Genomic DNA, 18,939 nt, shown 5'->3' on the forward strand with positions numbered 1-18,939 from the left:
TAGGTCGGCGGGCAGCCCATCTGCCCGCTCGGCTGTCTGGCTCAGGCTGCTTCCAGCTGAAGTTCTTGCAGGCTGATTTCGTCTTTGACGTAATCGTTGTACAAGGAGGTGGTATACAGTAGACGCATCTCGGCGCCAATTTCGCAGATGCGCAGGCAACGCTGTTGCAGCTCTACGGTATTGGCGTGCTCAAGAACGATCTGGTAGCCGCGCTCGCCATGGATCTCGTCGGACACGATATGCAGATCGAAAAACTCCACTTCTTCATCGGTGAAGCCGTATTTTTCACGCAGGGTCGGTGTCTGCTTGCGGTAAATGGAGGGCACCTGAGACTCCAGGCCCACGACTAGCCCTGCAACGGCAACAACGGGGTCTTCACGCATGGCAATGGCGTAACACCAGGCCTGCAAGGCGCGGGTGGTGGCATTCATATTGTCAGGATCTTCGATCCGAGCCCGTGTCGTGCCACACGCTTCGCCAAAGCGGATCAGCAAGTCTGTGTGACGGTCGCCCCCAATTTCCTCTTCATACATATTGGCCAGCAAGAAGTCTTTGGCTTCTACGTATTCGGCGGGGGTGCGGGCATACAGATAGCCCAGGTAGTCAGCAAAAGGGCCGACATAGTGGTAGTGGTTTTCAGCCCAGCGAGCCAGATGCTCACGGCTTAATTTGCCGCTGGCCCAGGCAATGCTGAAAGGGGAAGTATTGGCACTTTTCCCTTTAATGGCGGTTTCCAATGCGGTGCGAAATTCATCGCGATTCAGCAGTTTTTCCATGACTGTTTCCTTGTTGAAAGACGTCGCCCTGACAGCAGCCGACGAAAGATGAGGTTTGGACTATTTAAGTATATTGTATACCGTCTACTATTTTAAAAAGTAGGGAATAACCCTGCCCGATTATCAATCCAGCGCCACGCACCCATCTTTGCGTGGGTCAGAAACAGCCTGCAAACGACCGTCCACCAAGCGCTCGACGGCCTGAGCGCCGCCAAAATCGCTGCGACCAGCCAGCTCGCCTACGCCTTTATCGGGTGACACATACCCGTATTCACGCAGGAAGGCCGCCCGACTTGCATCAAAGCCGTCTTCCAGGGCCAACCGCCCCGCCCCCTCCAAACGCCAGCGCGGTGCAAACAAGGCTTTCTCCAAAGGCCAGCCATCACGCAGAACACGAGTCCATATCTGTATCTGGCCTTGGGGTTGCATCAAACCACCCACCACACCCAACCCCATATGGAACTGACCCGACTTCAAGGCCAAAGACGGAACAACCGTGTGATAAGGGCGTTTTCCCGGCCCAGGGCCATTCACATGCCCAGGCTCGGAGAAACCGAAACCCCGGTTTTGCAGCACAAATCCACAGCCGGGTACGGCATACGCAGAGCCGAATCGTTTAAAAATGCTGGACATGAACGTAACCGCCAACCCGTCTGCATCGACCACAACCGTGCAGACCGTATTGCCTGCCGGATCACACACGACCCGTGAAGCCTGAGCCATCGCCGCTTCGGTCGCCTTGACCAGTTCCAGCTCCGCCGCATCCTGGTCAACCGGGCGTTTCCAGGCGCGTTGTACGGCGTCCAGGACTGCCACCCCATGCGTGTTGGGGGGACATTCATAAAGACTGAACTCTCCCAGCGATGCACTGACAGGCTCGCAAAAGAACCCTTTATGGCGGCGAAAGTCCTCAGCCCTCAACAGCCCCTGTACCTGCTCCATTGCCTGCTCTGCCTGCTGCGCGGGACGCCCCAGATAGAAGGCATCGGGGCCTTGCGTGGCGATGTCCTGCAAGACAGCTGCCAGTTCAGGGTTCAGGTATTGCTCCCCCGCCATGGGAGGCTTGCCCGCCCTATACAGGGCGGCACACACGGGATCGCGGTGCAGTACAAAATCAAAAATTTGCCATTCACGTGCTGCCACCGGCGCTACCGCAAAACCTTCCCGCGCTGCCTGAATGGCAGGCTGAAACAAGCAGGCCCAGTCCAGACGGCCATAGCGCTGGTGCATATCCCACCACCCTCGCACCAGGCCAGGCGTGGTAATGGACAACACATGGCGCTCCGGAATCCGTCCCCCAGATAAAGCCTGAACCTGCTCAGCCTTCAACAGCAGGGGCGCCGCTCCGCTGCCGTTATAAGCCACTGGCATACTGTCGGGCGATGCAATCATGGCCAACAGATCGCCACCAATGCCTGTCGCCATAGGTTCGACAACCCCCATGACAGCATCGGCAGCAATAGCCGCATCCACTGCACTACCCTTGAGTTCCAGCATGGCCTGCGCGGCCCGCACCGCCAAGGGGTGCCCGGCAGCAACGGCCCAATGTTTCCCCAAGCCCTGTTTTTCACCGGCGCAATAGGCTGTCGTACTCATATCGCTCATCCGAACACCAGCACAGCGCAAATTGTTGACAGGGCCATCCCCGCCAGCACAGGAACCGTCAGGGCTCGCACCAGATCCAGCACATGCACTCGGGCAAAGCCCGCCACGGCAATCAATGAAGACCAGGCAATCAAAGTGCCACCGCCAGTCCAGATAGCACCGATCTGTCCTACCGCAGCCAAGGTTTCAACCTCCAGCCCGGATACCGGGCTCAAGGCCGAGGCCAGGGTTCCTGTCAATGGCAGGCCCGAGAAGCCCGAGCCATCAATGCCCGAGATCATGCCTACCAACAGAACACCAAAAGCCACCAGAAAATGATTGTCCGGAATCAGATGCTGCCCCGCCGAGATCAGCTCGAACAGCAGACTGGGTGTTTGTTCCAGTGGGGTGCCCAAAATGGCAGACGTTGCTTCACTGGCGCCCAGGAAGAAGAAACCGGCGATGGGCAGCACCGAACCCATGGCGCGAAAGGCGAATACAAAACCATCGGTCATATGATCCGGGCAGGTGTCCAGCATGCGACGCGGCCCTTCTGCCATACAGGTGGCAATCATCATCAACACAAAGGCCACGCCCCCTACCAAACCGGCGGCGTCGCCACCCCGCAGGACAGGCAAGGACGGGATAAAGCGGGGCAACAGCATGATGCCAATCACCGCCAGAAACGCCAGTGGCGTAATCCAGGCCAGAATGCGCGAATAGCGCTCTTCCTTGGGGCTCAGGCCGGGATGCACCGTGTGTTCATTACCCGCCGTGCCACGAGCAATCTCAGCCTTGTCATACGTCCCTTGGGATTCCACTTCATCCAGGGTGCTATCCGGCGCCTGGCGCATCCAGGCATCCAGCAAACGGCTATCTGCCGGTTTGAAATAGCGGCGCATCAACAAAAATGTCAACGTCAACGCAACGCCACCGGTAATCCAGGAAAGCACCAGCGCACGATCCGCCAGCACGGCAACATCGGCTCCGACACCGGCTGCCTTGGCGCTGATGCCAGGAGCAACGCCAATGATGTAGTCGGACGACAGCGCCATGCCCTGTCCACAGATGGCGATAGCCATCGCACCGACCAGGGGAGGCAAGCCAGCCGCAATCGCCGCCGGCAGCAAAATGGCCGACACCAGAGGTACAGCGGGTGTGGGCCAGAAGAACAGGGAAATAAAGTAGGTAGCCGCCGCAATCATCAGAAAGGACGAGGCACTATTGACCATGACCTTGCGGAAGGGGGCCACCATCTTCACATCGGCCTCCAGCCTCTTTAACGAGTTCAGCAGGGCAGTCATGAACGTGATTACCAGGAAAATATTGAACAGTTCCTGGGCCGCCACAAAGCTGGCTGAAAAAATACTGATGAAGCCTTGGATAGGGCTGCCAGTCATGGCGGTGACGACCGCCAAGGTGCCAATCACCGATGGCACCACCACATTGGCCCGGAAAATCATCGTAATGATGATGACCAGAACGCTGATCAAATAAGCCCAGTGCGCCGCACTGAGCACCACGTCGCTTTGCATGTATCCCCCTTCCTTCTCTTTTTTCTGAATATCGAGCACATCTGAAACGGTATACTATCTTCAATTGTGATTTCGAATCAGAAAAAACTATCAAAAACTGGGGAAAACTCTAAGAGTTTTATGCTTGAAACACTTAGATTGAATATCTTATACAAATGAAGAGGAAACTATGGCGGCTTTGATTGATCTGGTGGACCCGCTCTCCTGGCTGCTCATGGCTTTGCTGGTTGTGTTGGCCGCCTTTTTGCAAGGCGTTGGCGGAGTTGGGTTTGCAATGCTGGTCGCGCCGATTGCCGCCTTGATATTTCCGCAGTTGGTTCCAGGCCCTCTACTGGCCTTGGGTGGCAGCGTCTCTTTGCTGGCGGCCTTGCGAGAGCGTCAACATATCGTGCCCGATGTGGTTGTCTGTGCACTGGGTGGCCGTGCCACCGGATCGATCATTGCCATACTGGCCATGACACAACTACCCATAGAGGCGGTGAATCTGGGTTTTGCCCTTGCCATTCTGGCCGCAGTCGCACTGAGTGCCTGGGGCTTGCGCATCCTGCCTTCCAAACGAAACATGATCCTGGCGGGCATTGCCTCGGGCATCATGGGAACCCTGACCTCGGTAGGCGCTCCCGCTCTGGCAATTGCCATGCAAAACCTGGCTCCTGCACAGCTACGCGCCTCATTGGGTCTTATTCTGTTTTTAGGGGCAAGCCTGTCCTTGATCCTGCTTATAGTGGCTGGCCTGTTCTCCTGGCAACAGGCAATGCTCAGCATTGTGCTCTACCCCTTCATGCTGCTGGGCTTCGCCTTATCAGGACGATGGCGTCATAAAGTCAGCATGCCGCTAATGCGTAGACTGCTATTGGGGATTTGTTCGCTAAGCGCCGTGGTCTTGATCGCCCGCAGCGTGTGATGAGGATGCTTAGGCCGCAAACTGTATACCATATTCAGAAAAATGCGCTCACACCGTATAATCGTGGCTGGCCCTTTTGCCCAATTGCACAGGTCGCACCATGAATATCCCCAGTTTCAGCCTTCCCAACACCCTTTCCGGCGCGGAAAGCCGTCGCTTGGGCGATCAACATGCGTCATTGTTTGCGGTTATCCGTGACCAATTGCGCGAGCGCATCTTGAGCGGAGAATTTCATCCGGGGGATCGCCTTGTAGAAGGTAAATTGGCTAGCGAACTGGGCGTCTCGCGTATTCCGGTACGGGAAGCCCTGCGCGAGCTGGCCTCAGAAGGTCTGGTCACGATCGAACCACGACGTGGGGCCTCAGTGGCTATCCTGTCGACCGAGATTGCCTACAACATGGCTGAAGTGCGCGCCACGCTCGAAGGATTGAATGCAAAACTGGCCGCCCAACGCCGGGACCCAGCCAATATCGAAAAGCTGCAAACCATTCTGAGCCAGGGCCATGAAGCCATGGATGCCGGCAATCTGGATTTGCTCAAATCCCTGAACCGCCAGTTTCATGAAACCCTGGCCACCATGTCGGGCAATATTGTTCTGACCGAGCTCATGCGCTCCCTGCGTGACCGCACCGCCCTGTTATTTGCGCCCAGCAATTTGCAGCGCATCCGCCAAAACTGGGAAGATCACTCCCAGATCCTCAATGCGGTTGTGGCCGGTAATGGTGATCTGGCCAACCTGCTGGCCACCCAACACGTGCACAATGCAGCCAAAGCCTATCAGGACGCCCAGAACGGCGAGAAAACCTGATCAGGCCGGGCGGCCTGCTCTCAAGGCCGCCTCAAATACCCTCCAGACCGATGCCAGACGCCGCTGGTATTTGTGCGCACCACCAAACAGAAGCTCGCTTTGCAGACTGTCGATCAAGGCCATGTACGTCATGGCCAGGGTCTCCACGCTCAAACCTGTTTCCGATTTGGCCAAAGCGGACTGTGCCAAGGCTTGATGGATGATGCGTTCCAGATCGTCCATGAACACATGCATGGGCTGCATCACCACATCGTACAAATGCACAGGCGGCGCAAACAAGGTGCGAATCCAGAAACGCACTTGATGTGATTGCTCAAAGCGCTCCTGTATCCCTTCCAGGTACGCTCGCAACTGCTCCTTGATGTCATCGCCTCCCTGCAGAACTTGACGGGCGTGGTTCAGCTCATCTTCCACAATCTTCGGAATCAGGTTCAGAAACAGCTCGTCCTTGTTGCGGAAATGGGCGTAGACCGAGGGCTTCTTGATGCCGACATCAGCGGCAATCTCGTTCATGGTGGTGGCATCGAAGCCCTGAACAGCAAAGCGCGCCAACGCGGCATCCTGCAGTTTTTCAGTCGTGGTTTTGCTCACAGTCCAACAGCTCTCAGTCAAAGGCCAATGATCAGGGCCGCTTTCGCGGCCCGCAGCAACTGCCTATTTTACAACCCCCAGCTCACTGACTGATCGGGTCACCGTGCGGCAACGGCCAGCCAGAACATACAGAACAATAGCCAACAGACCGCAGCCACCAATTGCCACAGGCAAAACCTGCGGCCCAGGCATGGCCAGACTGACGATATAGCCCACCACCGCCGAAATCAGGTAATGGAACATGCCCATCAAGGCTGCAGCCGTCCCAGCCTGTGGGCCAGCCACATCCATGGTCAAGGCCGTCACGTTGCCAAACACCATGCCTAAAGAGCCCACCGAAACAGCAATCAAGGCGGCATACAGAATCAGGCCCGCGACATCAGCTTGCACCACCACATACAGGAGCAGAGCCGAGGCCGTATGGACAATCAGTCCCAAAGCCAGCACCCGAGAGGTGGGCATCCCGGCCTTCAACAAATAATTGCTGACGACCCCACCCAGAACCAGCGCCACCGAGTTACCGGCAAACACATAGCTGAATACGGCCGGCGACAAGGAAAAATGCTGCGTGAACACAAAAGCCGAGCCGCTGATGTAGACAAACAAGGCAGCCAGTGCGAAACCACCGGAGCCGGTATATGCCATGAAAGCCTTGTTACCCAGCTCGCGACCGTAGGCGCGAACAATATGACCGGGGTTCAAAGGCACACGCTGGCTCACGGGCAGCGAATCCGGTATGGCTTTAAGTCCCCAGAGCAGCCCCATCGTCCCTAATGCCGCCAGCATCCAGAAAATGGCACGCCAGTCTGCATGGCTCAACAGGTAGGCACCCAGAATGGGGGCCACAATCGGTGCAATCATCATCACCTGCATCAGCAGGGAAAAGATGCTTGCCGACTCTTTGACATCGCACAAGTCCGCCACAATGGCACGCGGTGTGACCAAGCCCGCTGCGGCGCCTAACGCCTGGATAAAACGCGCCGCCAACAAGGCTTCAACCGATGTGGCCAAAGCGCCAAAAACCGAGCCCACCACAAAAATAACCACACCCAGCAGCAAGGGCACTCGACGCCCGAAGCGATCCAGCAAAGGGCCGTAAATACCTTGGCCCAAGGCCAGGCCTGCCAGAAACACCGACAAGGTTTGCTGAATCCGGCCAGGGGAAGCCCCCAGCTCCTGCGCGATAGCAGGCATGCCCGGCAAATACATATCAATGGCCATGGCATCCAATGCCGTCAACAAGGCCAGCAACAAGATCAAGGGCCAGGCCAGGCTTCTGGCACGCGACAGCTCGCTCATGTCACACCCTCTACAGTGCGGAAGAACAGAAATTCAAACACGCTCACACCCCCGTATATAGCGATGTCAATCAAAACTACCTACCGATAGGTAGGAAAGCCGATACTGTACTCCTTTTCAGAATTCAGGCAGAAAAAAACCCCGGAAAATACCGGGGTTTTGGTGAGCACCTGCGCAAATTACTTAGATATCCAGCAGATCGCCCATATCGTCGGCGTGCTCTTCTTCCACCGCCATGATTTCAACCAGCATCTGGCGAGTGGTCGGGTCGGTGTCGCCAATGCGCTCGATCATCTGACGATAGGACTCGATCGCAATACGCTCGGCAATCAGGTTGGCGCGAATCATGGATTTGATATCGTCGCTATCGTCGTACTCTGCATGGCTACGCTGGACCAGATTGGCCGGGTTGAAATCCGGCTCGCCGTTCAATTGCACAATACGTTCGGCAATGCGGTCGGCATGCTCGGCTTCTTGCTGGGCATGTTCCAGAAACTCGGCTTTGATAGGCTCATTGTTCAAGCCGGTAGCGGTGAAGTAGTGGCGCTTGTAGCGCATCACACAGACCAGCTCGGTGGCCAGGGCCTCATTGAGCATCTGAATGATTTCTTCACGATTACCCTTGTAGCCGGATGCCACCGCCCCGTCGTCCACAAACTTCTTGGCAGCTGCACGGATAGCGGCAACATCGATTGGACCTTGGCTTGCTTGGACTGCTTTCTGCTTACTCATTGCATTCCTCCGTATTGATTCCCACCGCGAAAGTGCGGCGCTGTATCGCGCAACAACCGGAAACGAACACACTGACCTCATAACCAACTGACCTCATAACCAACAAGAGCTTGTCCAAGGACAAGCGCTTTACCTAAACCTGGGCTTGAAGTCTGCACGCTGCTTGTGGTTGAGACCGGTCGTGCAAGAAACTGAACAAAGTGGATAGGTGTTGTCATGGTAGCGATTGCTCCTTGGCTTGGAAAGCGCAAAACCGCGGCTACCAGTAGCAAACAGACCGGCCTTTCAAGGCCAGAAACCCACAAACCAGGCCGTCTGAAAACAGTTCAACCTCACACGGCATGCGGGCTTGGCACGAAATTTTTTACTGGTTTTCCCCAAGATAAAGAGCCGCGTTCTTGTTCAAGCAGAGATACAAGACCAAACACTTGGATACAGAATCCGGCCTCCGTTCAGACGGCAGCAGGCAGAACCGGGGTCGGCGCTCATACCTCACTGCTTCTTTTTGTATTCATTCAATTCAATTAATATGAAACGGCCGTTACTTTAAAATCAAGAATATGACTTCAATGAGCTGGCTGTTACTGACCTATAAAGTCCCCCCTGAACCTAGTGCAAAACGGCTGGCCTTATGGCGGCGCCTGAAAGCGCTGGGTGCGGTGTATCTGCAAAACGGGGTATGTGTCCTGCCCAAAACCGACGAGCATGTGCGCCGTCTGAAGGTGCTGGAAAACGACATCACGACCATGGAAGGTGAATGCGTCTTGCTGGAGACCATTGCTCTGGACAAGGCACAAGAGGACAAAGTCATCGCCCGTTTTACGGACGACCGCAACGAGCAGTACCAGGAACTGCTGGGCCGTTGCAAAGACTTCGAGGCCGAAATCGACAAGGAAATTTCGATTCAGAAATTCACCTACGCCGAACTGGACGAAGAAGAAACCGATCTGAAGAAGCTGGAAAACTGGTACGAGAAAATCCAGAAACTGGATTTTTATGGCGCCCCCCTGGCACAGGTTGCTCAAGAGCGCCTGCAAGAGTGCAAGGCACGGCTGGATGCGTATGCCCAAATGGTCTATGACGCTCATGAAGAAAACCGCTAATCCCGCGCTTACCCCGACGGCCGACGCCTCCCGTGCCAAAATCCACCGCAGCGTCTGGGCACTGGGCTTTGTGTCCATGTTCATGGATATTTCCTCGGAGCTGATCCACGCCCTGCTGCCCATTTATATGGTCACCGTCATGGGTACATCGGTACTGGCGGTCGGTTTTATTGAAGGCATTGCCGAGGCCACCGCCTCCATCATGAAGGTGTTTTCCGGAGCGGTCAGCGACCGTTTTGGAAAGCGCAAACTGCTGGCAGTAATTGGCTATGGCCTGGCCGCCCTGACCAAACCCATTTTTCCACTGGCGAACTCGCTGGACTGGCTGGTCGGTGCCCGCTTTGTAGACCGCATCGGCAAAGGCATACGCGGTGCGCCGCGTGATGCTTTGGTCGCCGATGTCACCCCGCCGGAAATGCGAGGTGCCGCCTACGGCTTGCGTCAGACCCTGGATACCATTGGTGCTTTTGTTGGCCCCTTGCTGGCTATCGGCCTGATGTGGTGGACCGCCAACAACTACCAGCTGATCTTCTGGATCGCCGTGCTGCCTGCTTTTATAGCCATCGCTATCCTGGTGTTCTTTGTGCGCGAACCCAAACTGCCCGCCAACACCCGCCCCCGCAAATTGCCTCTGAATCGGGAAGACCTCGGCCGCTTGGGTTCCCGCTACTGGTGGGTTGTCGCTATCGGTCTGGCCTTTACCCTGGCCCGTTTCAGTGAAGCCTTCCTGATCCTGCGGGGTGAAGCCAGCGGTTTGCCGCCCATGTGGGCTCCTGCGGTCCTGGTCGTCATGGGCGTGGCCTTTTCTCTGTCTGCCTACCCTGCAGGTGTGCTGTCGGATCGTATGCGTAAAACTGACCTGCTGCTGATCGGTGTGGCCCTGCTGATCGCAGCGGACCTGATCCTGGCTTTCGTACCCGGCTTGCTGGGTCTGGGCCTGGGCGTTGCCTTGTGGGGCCTGCATATGGGCTTTACCCAAGGCCTGTTCAACGTCTTGATCGCTGACAGCGCCCCTGCCGAACTGCGCGGCACCGCCTTTGGCATGTTCCACCTGCTCACCGGTATCGCCCTGCTGCTGGCCAGCGTCATTGCCGGCGTGCTCTGGGATACCATAGGTTTCCAAGGCACCTTTGCCGCTGGTGCAATCTTTGCGGTTTTAACTGGCCTAGGTTTGATTAGCTTGCGACGTTCCGCTCAAGGAGCGTTTTGAATAAAAAAGGCCGACTTCATGTCGGCCTTTTTTCATTTCATCATTCCGCGACGGCGGCGATGCATTCAATTTCCAACAGGAACAAGGGGTTCCCCATATCCGCCGCAATCGTGGTGCGGGCCGGGTATTCGCCGTCCTTGAAGTAAGTACGATAGATCTCGTTCATGCGGGCAAAGTCACCGGCGTTCTTCAGAATCACATTGGCTTTGACGATATGGTCCAGGCTGGAGCCTGCTTCTTCCAGCAGGGCTTTCACATTGGCCATGACCTGGTGCATCTGTGCGTCGAAGTCGTTTTCAGCGATCTGGCGATCATCAAAAAAACCTGGCTGGCCCGACACAAACACAAAGCCATTGGATCGCACAGCAGGCGACAAGGGGGCACGAGGGGGAGTCACTTTGTCGGAACGGATAATTTCTTTGATCATATTCATCTCCTGATTAGTAGCTTGAGCTCTCTGGGCTCTTTCGTATTCGTTAAGGGTTTACTGCACGCTGGCGCCGGAGGCTTTTACCACTTTGGCGGCCATTTCCATTTCAGACTTCAGATACTCGGCAAACTCGGCCGACGTCGTACCCGCAGGTTCCAGTCCTTGGGCCAATAAGCGTTCACGAATTTCGGGCAGGTTCACAATACGGACAAATTCAGCACTCAGCTTCTCCACAATCGATGCTGGGGTACCAGAAGGCACTATCACGCCATACCAGGAGTTGGAGTTCATATTGTCCACGCCTGCTCCTTTGAAAGTAGGCACTTCGGGGATAGATTCCAGACGAGTATCGTTCGCCAAAGCAATTGCACGCAGCTTGCCGGATTTCACGTGGGGCAAAACATCAGGCGTGTTGGCAAACATCATGTCTACATGACCGCCCAGCAAATCGTTCAAAGCTGGGGCCTGGCCTTTGTACGGAATATGCAGCACATCAATCTTGGCTTCCGCTTTCAAGCGTTCAATCGCGATATGCGGTGATGTACCTGCACCAAAGGACGCAAAGGACAGCTCGCCCGGTTTGGATTTCGCTGTCGCAATGACATCCGCCAGGCTCTTGACCGGCACATCCGGGTTCGCCACCAGCAGGTGCGGCGTGTAGGCCACCCAGCTAACCGGCGTAAAGTCCTTCACCGTGTCGTAACGCAGGTTGTCGTACAGGCTGGGATTGATGGCAAAACTGTTTGCCACCATCCCCAGGGTGTAGCCATCCGGCGCGGCGCGGGCCACGATTTCCGTACCAATCACCGTACCGGCACCGGGCTTGTTGTCGATGATGACGGGCTGTTTGAAGTCATCCGACATTTTCTGCGCCAGACTGCGGGTCAGGTTATCCAGCGTGCCGCCCGCCGGGAACGGAACAATGATGGTGATGGGTTTGGTGGGATATTCCTGTGCCGACACAAGCGAGGGCACAGCCGTTAAAGCGCTTAATACAGCCACGCCTGACAGAATTAATTTAAAGCGCATAGTCGTCAACCTTACTCAATAGTAGTGACCAGCTCGCCTATAGCGGGGATACGAGCTTTGATGACATCGCCTGGTTCCAAAGAGCGTGGAGGCTGCATGGCAAAGCCAACCCCGGAGGGCGTGCCTGTTGCAATAATGTCCCCAGGCTCTAAGGTCATGCCCGCCGACAACTGGGCGATGATGTTGGACACATCGAACAACATGTCCGACGTATTGGCCGATTGGCGTAGCTCGCCATTCACTTCCAATTCAAGATCCAGCGCGTTGGGGTCGGCAATGGAGGTCTTCAATGCCACTACCGGCCCAATCGGGCAGGTGCCGTCCAGTGACTTGCCCTTGAACCACTGACCATGCAGCGCTTGCAGATCACGCGCCGTAATATCGTTGATCACCGTGTAGCCAAAGACATAATCCAACGCGTCTTCAACTGGAATGTCCCGGCCTTCCTTGCCGATCACAATGCCCAGCTCCACTTCATAATCCAGCATCTTTGTGTGAGCCGCATGGCGGCTGACCAGGGCCTGATGCCCCACCACCGTGGTTGGCGGTTTGCTGAAGAACTCCAGGGCTTTGGGGAAGTCATCCGCCGCACGACCACGTGCCAGATTGCCTTCCACGATATGGGCGCGGTAATTGCGCCCCACACAGAAAATGTTTTTGGCCGGATTCGGGACAGGAGCCAGAAAGCACAGATCTGAAGCAGCATGGACGGGAGCCTTGGCCTGGCTTGCCTGCTCCATCAAAAGCTGCAGGCTGATCAGGATCTCATCGCCCATAAAAATAGCGTCAATGACCTCAGTGGGAGCCTGCCGAGCACGTAAAGGATGCTCGTACATCCCCCAGGCCTGTGTCAGATCCACCACCCGATCATCGCCCAGCATTCCACCCAAATGCGTTTCCCCTGCGGCTACAAAGGTCAGTAGCTTCATGACAGCAAACCTCCTTATCGGATGTTGTTGGAACTGTTCAAGGTTTGCGTCAGCAGCCCTTGAACGTGCTCGCGCGCCAGACGATCTGCCAGCGCTGCGTCCCGTTTCTCAATCGCGTCGATCATGGCCAGGTGCTCGGCCAAAGACTCGTGCGCACGTTTCAGGCGCTCGATGGTTTTGGTCTTGAGCATGTCGCGGTGCCCAAAGGACTTCCATACCTTCTCCAGCAAGCTATTTGCAGCCAGACGCATGATGGCCGCGTGGAATTCCACATTGGCTGCCGCATATTCGCTGACACGCTCTTCCACATTGTCTTGATTGAAGGGCGCAAACAGCGCCCGCAAGGCATCCACATCCCGCTGCGAGGCATTCAAGGCGGCTTCACGCGCCGCAAAGGCTTCCAGTTCAATGCGCAGCTTCAGCCATTCGATGTAGTCCTGCTTGGTCAAGGGTGAGAGCAAGGCACCGCGCCGAGGCTCCATGGTCAAAATGCCTTCCTGCCCCAGACGCAGCAGTGCTTCGCGCACCGGCGTGCGGCTGACATTGAGCATCTTGGCCAGTTCTTCTTCCCGAACCCGCACGGGCTCATCAATGTTTTTCACCAGGCCAAGAACGTGAGCACGCACCGACTCATACACCCCATCGCTGTGACTTGCTGTTTTGATCGTGGTCATTGCTTTCCTATTTTGCATTCATTTTTTATAGATTGTATACAAGATTGAATATCGGTACACATTAGTGTTTGTACGAACGAAAAAAAACCCCGGCAAGTACGATACTTGCCGGGGTTTTTGAACTTCAGTCCCGCTAAGGGCTAAGCCTTAAAACGGAATATCGTCATCCATATCGGCCAGATTGTCCGACATAGGAGCGTTATTACGTGGGGCCTGTTGTTGCTGCTGTTGCTGAGGCGCTGGGCGCTGAGCACGTTGTGGAGCTGGTGCACCGCCACCACCGTATTCGCCACCACCCATGCTGCCGCCGCCCATATCACCACCGTCACGGCCACCCAGCATTTGCATTTGCTCGGCAATGATTTCGGTCGTGAAACGCTCCTGACCGTCCTGACCTGTCCATTTACGGGTGCGCAGACGACCTTCTACGTAGACGGGACGGCCTTTACGCAGGTACTCACCTGCAATTTCAGCCAGACGGTTGTAGAACACCACACGGTGCCATTCGGTTTCCTCACGGCGCTCGCCAGAGGTACGGTCTTTCCACTGCGAAGTCGTGGCAATGGAAATATTGCAGATGGCCGAGCCTTCTGCGCTGTAGCGTACTTCTGGGTCGCGGCCAAGATTGCCCACCAGAATGACTTTATTTACCGATGCCATGAAAAAATCCTGTAGTCAAAAATTCGATATCAAGCCGTATTATCGTGGATTCGTGCCTTAATTAACACTCCCTCCCCGCTCCGGGAAGGGCAGTTTTATCCATGCCATCGATCCTGTTACGGCACCTTGAACGGCGTATATGGCTAAGCACCTGATGGTGTCACCTGTTCCGCCCAGCTCTTGATTCTTGCGGCCAATCCAGCCACTTTACTTGTTGCTGCCTGCCACGTCTTTGCACAAGCGTAACAGGCAATGCCTTTTAATATTTGTCTTTGAAACCACGCGCTGTCAGCAACCAGAGCAAAGCCAGAGCAGCTCCGGTCCACAAGACCCATTGGGTGAGCCCTCGCCCTGCCAGGATGCCGCCGATCAGGCCGCCGGCAAACACGCCCAGGGACTGGGAGGTGTTGTAAAAACCCAGCGCCAATCCTTTGTATTCTGGTGGCGCCACACGCGACACCAAGGAAGGCTGCAAGGCTTCCAGCACATTAAAGCCGATGAAGAAAAACGTCAGCGCGGCCACCATGGGAACCAGCGAATCGCGCGCCCATGGCATCACGGCCAGCACCACAATCAGCAGCAACACAGACAGTTCCAGCGCATGCTTGTGACGCTTGCGGGTCTCTGTCCAGAACACCGCAGGAACCATCAGCACAAAAGAAACCAGAATAACGGGCAGGTACACCTTCCACAAATCCTGAGTACCGTAGCCACCCAAGGTCGCCAGAATGCCCGGTACGACGATGAACAGGGACATCAGGATAAAGTGCAGACAGAACACGCCAAAGTTCAGGCGCAGCAAGTCCAAATGACGCAACACCTGTCCGGCGGTAACCTGCACAATCGAGGCGGGTGCTTTAGGCGCGCTGGGCACGACAAAAGCGGCAATCAACAAGCAGACAAAGCCCAGCAAACTGATGGCCCAGAACAGTCCCGACAAACCAAATTGCCCCACCAGCACTGGCGAGAGCACCAGCGATACAGCAAAAGACAGCCCAATGGAGCCACCCACCATCGCCATGGCACGTGTGCGCACTTCGGGACGGGTGGAGTCGGCAACCCAGGCGGAAATGGCTGCTGAAACTGCCCCCAGACCTTGAATACAGCGGCCTACCGTCACCCAGTCAATATTCTGGGCCAGCGCGGAGATCACCCCGCCGATCACGAACAAGGCCATGCCGATGACGATAATCGGTCGGCGTCCGAAGCGATCCGATGCCATCCCCAAGGGGATCTGCAAGACAGCCTGCGTCAGACCATAGGCCCCCAATGCCAGACCCACACGGGCGGCATCATTACCGCCGGGCAAGGAGTGCGCGGCCACTGCAAAGACCGGGGTCAGCAAAAACAGACCCAGCATTCGACAGGCAAACAACAGGGCAAGCAGGATGCTGGCCTTGCGCTCTTGCTGAGTCAGACTCAGGCGCGCTGGGCGCGATCCGGCCGTATTCATGGTTTGGTGTGTACTCATTTAATACTCTGTCACAACTGGGCTAGCAGAGAGCCCGGATACCCGTTCACATAAATTCTGACGCAACGCGCTATAGTAGCAAGTTGCCTTTTGACAAGCCTAAATAAAGCGATGGAAGCCATCCGCATTCGTGGTGCCCGTACCCACAACCTGAAAAATGTCTCCGTAGACCTGCCACGCCACCAGTTGGTCGTGCTGACGGGGCTATCCGGTTCTGGAAAATCCTCTCTAGCCTTCGACACTTTGTATGCCGAAGGCCAGCGGCGCTATGTGGAAAGCCTGTCCGCTTATGCACGTCAGTTCTTGCAACTGATGGACAAGCCAGATGTGGACTTGATCGAAGGTTTGTCGCCTGCCATTGCCATCGAGCAAAAGGCAGCAGGCCATAACCCGCGTTCCACCGTGGGGACCACTACCGAAATCCACGATTATTTGCGCCTATTGTACGCGCGGGTCGGGACTCCTTACTGCCCGGAACACCACTTGGCCTTGCAGGCTCATAGCGTGAGCCAGATGGTAGACCAGATTCTGCAATGGGAACCTGAAACCCGTATTGCTGTGCTGGCACCCATGCACCGTGGCCTGGTTGGTGACCTGCAGCTTGAACTGCGCGGCCTGCAAGCCCAAGGCTTTGTACGGGTACGCGTCGATGGCGAGATCTCCAGCATTGAAGATCTGCCCGCACTCAATGCCCAACAGGCACACGACCTGGACCTGGTCATAGACCGTCTGCGCATTCGGCCCGATAGCCAGCAGCGTCTGGCCGAGAGCCTGGAAACCGCCCTGTCCACCAGCAATGGCCGTTGTCTAGTGGTGAATCTGGACACAGGTCTGGAACAGCCCTATTCCAGCCACTACGCCTGCCCGGTCTGCGATTACTCCCTGCCCGAGCTGGAGCCACGCCTGTTCAGCTTCAACAATCCGGCAGGAGCCTGCCCGGACTGTAGTGGCTTGGGGCAAGTAGATGTATTTGATCCTGAACGCGTGGTGGCCTTCCCGGAACTGAGTCTGGCGGGCGGTGCCATTGCGGGCTGGGACCGACGCAATGCCTTTACCTACACCTTGCTGACCAGTCTGGCGGCTCATTATCACTTTGATATAGAGGCTCCCTTCGAGTCTCTACCCGAAGAACTGCGCCGCACCGTGCTGTATGGCTCCGGCGCGGAGGAAATTCCCTTTCTCTATTTGAATGAGAAGGGCCGCACCACGGTAAAAACGCACCCATTTGAAGGGGTGATTCCGAATCTGCAGCGTCGCTGGGCGGAAACCGATTCCAGCGCCGTGCGCGAGGAACTGAACAAGCTGCGTCGCACCCAGACCTGCCCGGCCTGCCATGGCGCACGTCTGCGTCTGGAGGCGCGTCACGTCCGTATCGGGGATGATCCGATTCCAAGCCATACTGGGTGCAAGCATCATGCAGGCACCGCGTCTGCCCACTCCGCAACCCTCAATGTCGACCAGCTGTCTGACAATGCCGCACAGTGCACGCAGACTCACTCCGCAGCGCAAGGACAAGCCAAAGGACTGGCCATTTATGAAGTCGAAGCCCTGGCCCTGTCCGACTGCCTGGCCTGGTTCGAGCGCCTGTCGCTGACGGGTGCGAAAAAAGAAATTGCCGACCGCATCGTGCGTGAAATCCGCCTGCGGCTGGAGTTTTTGAACAATGTGGGTCTGAACTACCTGTCTCTGGACCGCAGCGCCGACACCATTTCCGGTGGCGAGGCCCAGCGCATTCGTCTGGCCAGCCAGATCGGTTCCGGTCTGACCGGCGTGATGTACGTGCTGGACGAGCCTTCCATTGGCCTGCACCAGCGCGATAACGACAAGCTGATCCAGACCTTGCAGCACCTGCGGGACCTGGGCAATAGCGTGATCGTGGTCGAGCACGACGAGGACATGATACGCACCGCCGACTATGTCATCGACATGGGCCCCGGCGCAGGTGAGCATGGTGGTCAAATTACCGCTCAAGGCTCGCCCGCAGAGCTGGCCCAGAACCCCGACTCTCTGACCGGTCAGTACCTGTCTGGCAAGCGTCAGATTGCCGTGCCCAAACGACGTCCTGTTTATGACAGCCTGAACTGGCTGCGTCTGTATGGTGCCAGCGGCAATAACCTGAAGTCCGTTGATCTGGCGATTCCAGCTGGACGACTGGTCTGCATTACCGGCGTGTCCGGTTCGGGCAAATCCACGCTGATCAACGACACGCTGGCAACCGCCTTCTCGCATTTGCTGCACCGTGCCCACGCCGAACCGGCGCCCTACGATCGTATGGAAGGGCTGGAGCATTTCGACAAGATCATCAACGTCGATCAAACCCCGATTGGTCGTACCCCACGCAGTAATCCAGCCACCTACACGGGCATGTTCACGGCCATTCGTGAGCTGTTCGCCAGCGTGCCCGAGGCGCGTTTGCGTGGCTACGACCCAGGCCGCTTCTCCTTTAACGTTAAAGGCGGCCGCTGCGAGGCTTGTCAGGGCGATGGCGTGGTCAAGGTAGAGATGCACTTCCTGCCGGATGTCTATGTGCCTTGTGATGTCTGCCAGGGCCGTCGCTACAACCGTGAAACGCTGGACATTCGCTACCGAGGCCGCAATATCAGCGAAGTGCTGGACCTGACGGTTGAGCAGGCGCTGGAATACTTTGATGCGGTGCCAGCGGTCGCGCGTAAATTGACTACCTTGATTGATGTGGGCTTGTCCTACATCCGCCTGGGTCAAAGCGCGACTACCCTGTCTGGTGGTGAGGCGCAGCGGGTGAAATTGTCACTGGAGCTGTCCAAGCGCAGTACCGGTCAAACCTTGTATGTGCTGGACGAGCCCACAACCGGCCTGCACTTTCAGGACATTGCTGTCTTGCTGGAAGTGCTGGACAAACTGGTTGAGTCGGGCAATAGCGTGGTCGTAATTGAGCACAATCTGGATGTGATCAAAACGGCAGACTGGATTGTGGACATGGGACCGGAAGGTGGCCAGGGCGGTGGGCAGATTGTGGTGCAAGGCACCCCGGAGACTGTTGCTGCTTGCGAGCAAAGCCATACCGGGCGATATCTGAAGCCTTTATTGCAGCGCTAAAGGCTGTCTCCCTTAAAAGACCACGCTGTTCAGGCCTCGAGCACCAAAACATGGTTTTTTGGCGCTTTATCAATAAAGAAGAGCTCCTGAACAGCACACGGCTACTGGCCGATAGCAGGTCGCGTAACT

17 protein-coding genes are annotated in these 18,939 nt (G+C 56.4%); 5 read left to right on the top strand and 12 right to left on the bottom strand.

The annotated features are described in order from the left end of the window. Positions 1-41 precede the first annotated feature (41 nt). The 3 genes from N879_RS19760 to N879_RS19770 form a co-directional block, all read right to left on the bottom strand. Positions 42-776 carry a TenA family transcriptional regulator gene (locus N879_RS19760; protein WP_022983674.1) on the bottom strand — a complete coding sequence of 245 codons (735 nt, stop codon included), beginning with the start codon at positions 774-776 and terminating at the stop codon, positions 42-44. 123 nt (positions 777-899) lie between these two features. Beyond that, positions 900-2,372 (bottom strand): gamma-glutamyltransferase family protein, encoded by a 1,473-nt coding sequence (locus tag N879_RS19765; protein ID WP_051359162.1) that lies wholly within the window; start codon positions 2,370-2,372, stop codon positions 900-902. Between the two features lie 5 nt (positions 2,373-2,377). Further along, positions 2,378-3,895, bottom strand: a complete 1,518-nt coding sequence (locus N879_RS19770) for a hypothetical protein (RefSeq protein WP_009461936.1) — start codon at positions 3,893-3,895, stop codon at positions 2,378-2,380. Positions 3,896-4,064: 169 nt separating this feature from the next. Between N879_RS19770 and N879_RS19775 the strand changes: the two genes are divergently transcribed. Together N879_RS19775 and N879_RS19780 are read left to right on the top strand one after the other, a co-directional pair. Then, complete coding sequence (locus N879_RS19775; protein WP_009461946.1) at positions 4,065-4,799, top strand: sulfite exporter TauE/SafE family protein; 735 nt, start codon at positions 4,065-4,067, stop codon at positions 4,797-4,799. A 100-nt stretch (positions 4,800-4,899) separates the two neighbouring features. After that, complete coding sequence (locus N879_RS19780) at positions 4,900-5,607, top strand: GntR family transcriptional regulator (RefSeq protein ID WP_009461948.1); 708 nt, start codon at positions 4,900-4,902, stop codon at positions 5,605-5,607. On the opposite strand, the gene N879_RS19785 is transcribed toward N879_RS19780, so the two are convergent. The 3 genes from N879_RS19785 to N879_RS19795 form a co-directional block, all read right to left on the bottom strand. Beyond that, positions 5,608-6,198, bottom strand: coding sequence for a TetR/AcrR family transcriptional regulator (locus N879_RS19785; RefSeq protein WP_009461950.1), 591 nt, complete (start codon positions 6,196-6,198; stop codon positions 5,608-5,610). A gap of 63 nt (positions 6,199-6,261) precedes the next feature. Beyond that, the gene (locus N879_RS19790) at positions 6,262-7,497 is read right to left on the bottom strand and encodes a multidrug effflux MFS transporter (protein ID WP_009461953.1); all 1,236 of its coding nucleotides are present in this window, start codon (positions 7,495-7,497) and stop codon (positions 6,262-6,264) included. A 183-nt stretch (positions 7,498-7,680) separates the two neighbouring features. Next, positions 7,681-8,229: a ferritin-like domain-containing protein gene (locus N879_RS19795; RefSeq protein WP_009461955.1), complete on the bottom strand. Its 549-nt coding sequence runs from the start codon at positions 8,227-8,229 to the stop codon at positions 7,681-7,683. 569 nt (positions 8,230-8,798) lie between these two features. Here N879_RS19795 and N879_RS19800 point away from each other — a divergent pair. Together N879_RS19800 and N879_RS19805 are read left to right on the top strand one after the other, a co-directional pair. Next, on the top strand, positions 8,799-9,332 hold the full coding sequence (locus N879_RS19800; RefSeq protein WP_009461956.1) for a Chromate resistance protein ChrB: 534 nt from the start codon (positions 8,799-8,801) through the stop codon (positions 9,330-9,332). Beyond that, positions 9,292-10,542, top strand: a complete 1,251-nt coding sequence (locus tag N879_RS19805) for an MFS transporter (protein WP_326942981.1) — start codon at positions 9,292-9,294, stop codon at positions 10,540-10,542. The genes N879_RS19800 and N879_RS19805 overlap by 41 nt, the downstream gene beginning before the upstream one ends. 40 nt (positions 10,543-10,582) lie before the next feature. Here the strand turns inward: N879_RS19805 and N879_RS19810 are convergent, their stop codons facing one another. The 6 genes from N879_RS19810 to N879_RS19835 form a co-directional block, all read right to left on the bottom strand. After that, positions 10,583-10,969, bottom strand: coding sequence for a RidA family protein (locus N879_RS19810; protein WP_009461960.1), 387 nt, complete (start codon positions 10,967-10,969; stop codon positions 10,583-10,585). Between the two features lie 57 nt (positions 10,970-11,026). Beyond that, a complete protein-coding gene (locus N879_RS19815; protein WP_009461962.1) occupies positions 11,027-12,001 on the bottom strand; it encodes a Bug family tripartite tricarboxylate transporter substrate binding protein in 975 nt (324 codons plus the stop codon). A gap of 11 nt (positions 12,002-12,012) precedes the next feature. Beyond that, on the bottom strand, positions 12,013-12,930 hold the full coding sequence (locus N879_RS19820; RefSeq protein WP_009461964.1) for a fumarylacetoacetate hydrolase family protein: 918 nt from the start codon (positions 12,928-12,930) through the stop codon (positions 12,013-12,015). Between the two features lie 14 nt (positions 12,931-12,944). Continuing rightward, positions 12,945-13,604, bottom strand: a complete 660-nt coding sequence (locus N879_RS19825; RefSeq protein ID WP_009461966.1) for a GntR family transcriptional regulator — start codon at positions 13,602-13,604, stop codon at positions 12,945-12,947. A 147-nt stretch (positions 13,605-13,751) separates the two neighbouring features. Continuing rightward, positions 13,752-14,264: a single-stranded DNA-binding protein gene (gene ssb / locus N879_RS19830; protein WP_009461968.1), complete on the bottom strand. Its 513-nt coding sequence runs from the start codon at positions 14,262-14,264 to the stop codon at positions 13,752-13,754. Positions 14,265-14,523: 259 nt separating this feature from the next. Next, entirely contained in the window at positions 14,524-15,735 is a 1,212-nt protein-coding gene (locus N879_RS19835) for an MFS transporter (RefSeq protein WP_022983677.1), read from the bottom strand. A 111-nt stretch (positions 15,736-15,846) separates the two neighbouring features. Between N879_RS19835 and uvrA the strand changes: the two genes are divergently transcribed. Next, a complete protein-coding gene (gene uvrA, locus N879_RS19840; protein ID WP_009461971.1) occupies positions 15,847-18,810 on the top strand; it encodes an excinuclease ABC subunit UvrA in 2,964 nt (987 codons plus the stop codon). Positions 18,811-18,939 lie beyond the last annotated feature (129 nt).

The organism is Alcaligenes sp. EGD-AK7, from assembly GCF_000465875.3.
GTDB lineage: Bacteria > Pseudomonadota > Gammaproteobacteria > Burkholderiales > Burkholderiaceae_B > Alcaligenes > Alcaligenes phenolicus.

What these genes read in the sequence shown, in the direction of transcription:
- N879_RS19760 (WP_022983674.1), bottom strand. Translation starts at nt 776, where the DNA reads ATGGAAAAACTGCTGAATCGCGATGAATTTCGCACCGCATTGGAAACC.
- N879_RS19765 (WP_051359162.1), bottom strand. Translation starts at nt 2,372, where the DNA reads ATGAGTACGACAGCCTATTGCGCCGGTGAAAAACAGGGCTTGGGGAAA.
- N879_RS19770 (WP_009461936.1), bottom strand. Translation starts at nt 3,895, where the DNA reads ATGCAAAGCGACGTGGTGCTCAGTGCGGCGCACTGGGCTTATTTGATC.
- N879_RS19775 (WP_009461946.1), top strand. Translation starts at nt 4,065, where the DNA reads ATGGCGGCTTTGATTGATCTGGTGGACCCGCTCTCCTGGCTGCTCATG.
- N879_RS19780 (WP_009461948.1), top strand. Translation starts at nt 4,900, where the DNA reads ATGAATATCCCCAGTTTCAGCCTTCCCAACACCCTTTCCGGCGCGGAA.
- N879_RS19790 (WP_009461953.1), bottom strand. Translation starts at nt 7,497, where the DNA reads ATGAGCGAGCTGTCGCGTGCCAGAAGCCTGGCCTGGCCCTTGATCTTG.
- N879_RS19795 (WP_009461955.1), bottom strand. Translation starts at nt 8,229, where the DNA reads ATGAGTAAGCAGAAAGCAGTCCAAGCAAGCCAAGGTCCAATCGATGTT.
- N879_RS19800 (WP_009461956.1), top strand. Translation starts at nt 8,799, where the DNA reads ATGAGCTGGCTGTTACTGACCTATAAAGTCCCCCCTGAACCTAGTGCA.
- N879_RS19805 (WP_326942981.1), top strand. Translation starts at nt 9,292, where the DNA reads ATGCCCAAATGGTCTATGACGCTCATGAAGAAAACCGCTAATCCCGCG.
- N879_RS19810 (WP_009461960.1), bottom strand. Translation starts at nt 10,969, where the DNA reads ATGATCAAAGAAATTATCCGTTCCGACAAAGTGACTCCCCCTCGTGCC.
- N879_RS19815 (WP_009461962.1), bottom strand. Translation starts at nt 12,001, where the DNA reads ATGCGCTTTAAATTAATTCTGTCAGGCGTGGCTGTATTAAGCGCTTTA.
- N879_RS19820 (WP_009461964.1), bottom strand. Translation starts at nt 12,930, where the DNA reads ATGAAGCTACTGACCTTTGTAGCCGCAGGGGAAACGCATTTGGGTGGA.
- N879_RS19825 (WP_009461966.1), bottom strand. Translation starts at nt 13,604, where the DNA reads ATGACCACGATCAAAACAGCAAGTCACAGCGATGGGGTGTATGAGTCG.
- ssb (WP_009461968.1), bottom strand. Translation starts at nt 14,264, where the DNA reads ATGGCATCGGTAAATAAAGTCATTCTGGTGGGCAATCTTGGCCGCGAC.
- N879_RS19835 (WP_022983677.1), bottom strand. Translation starts at nt 15,735, where the DNA reads ATGAGTACACACCAAACCATGAATACGGCCGGATCGCGCCCAGCGCGC.
- uvrA (WP_009461971.1), top strand. Translation starts at nt 15,847, where the DNA reads ATGGAAGCCATCCGCATTCGTGGTGCCCGTACCCACAACCTGAAAAAT.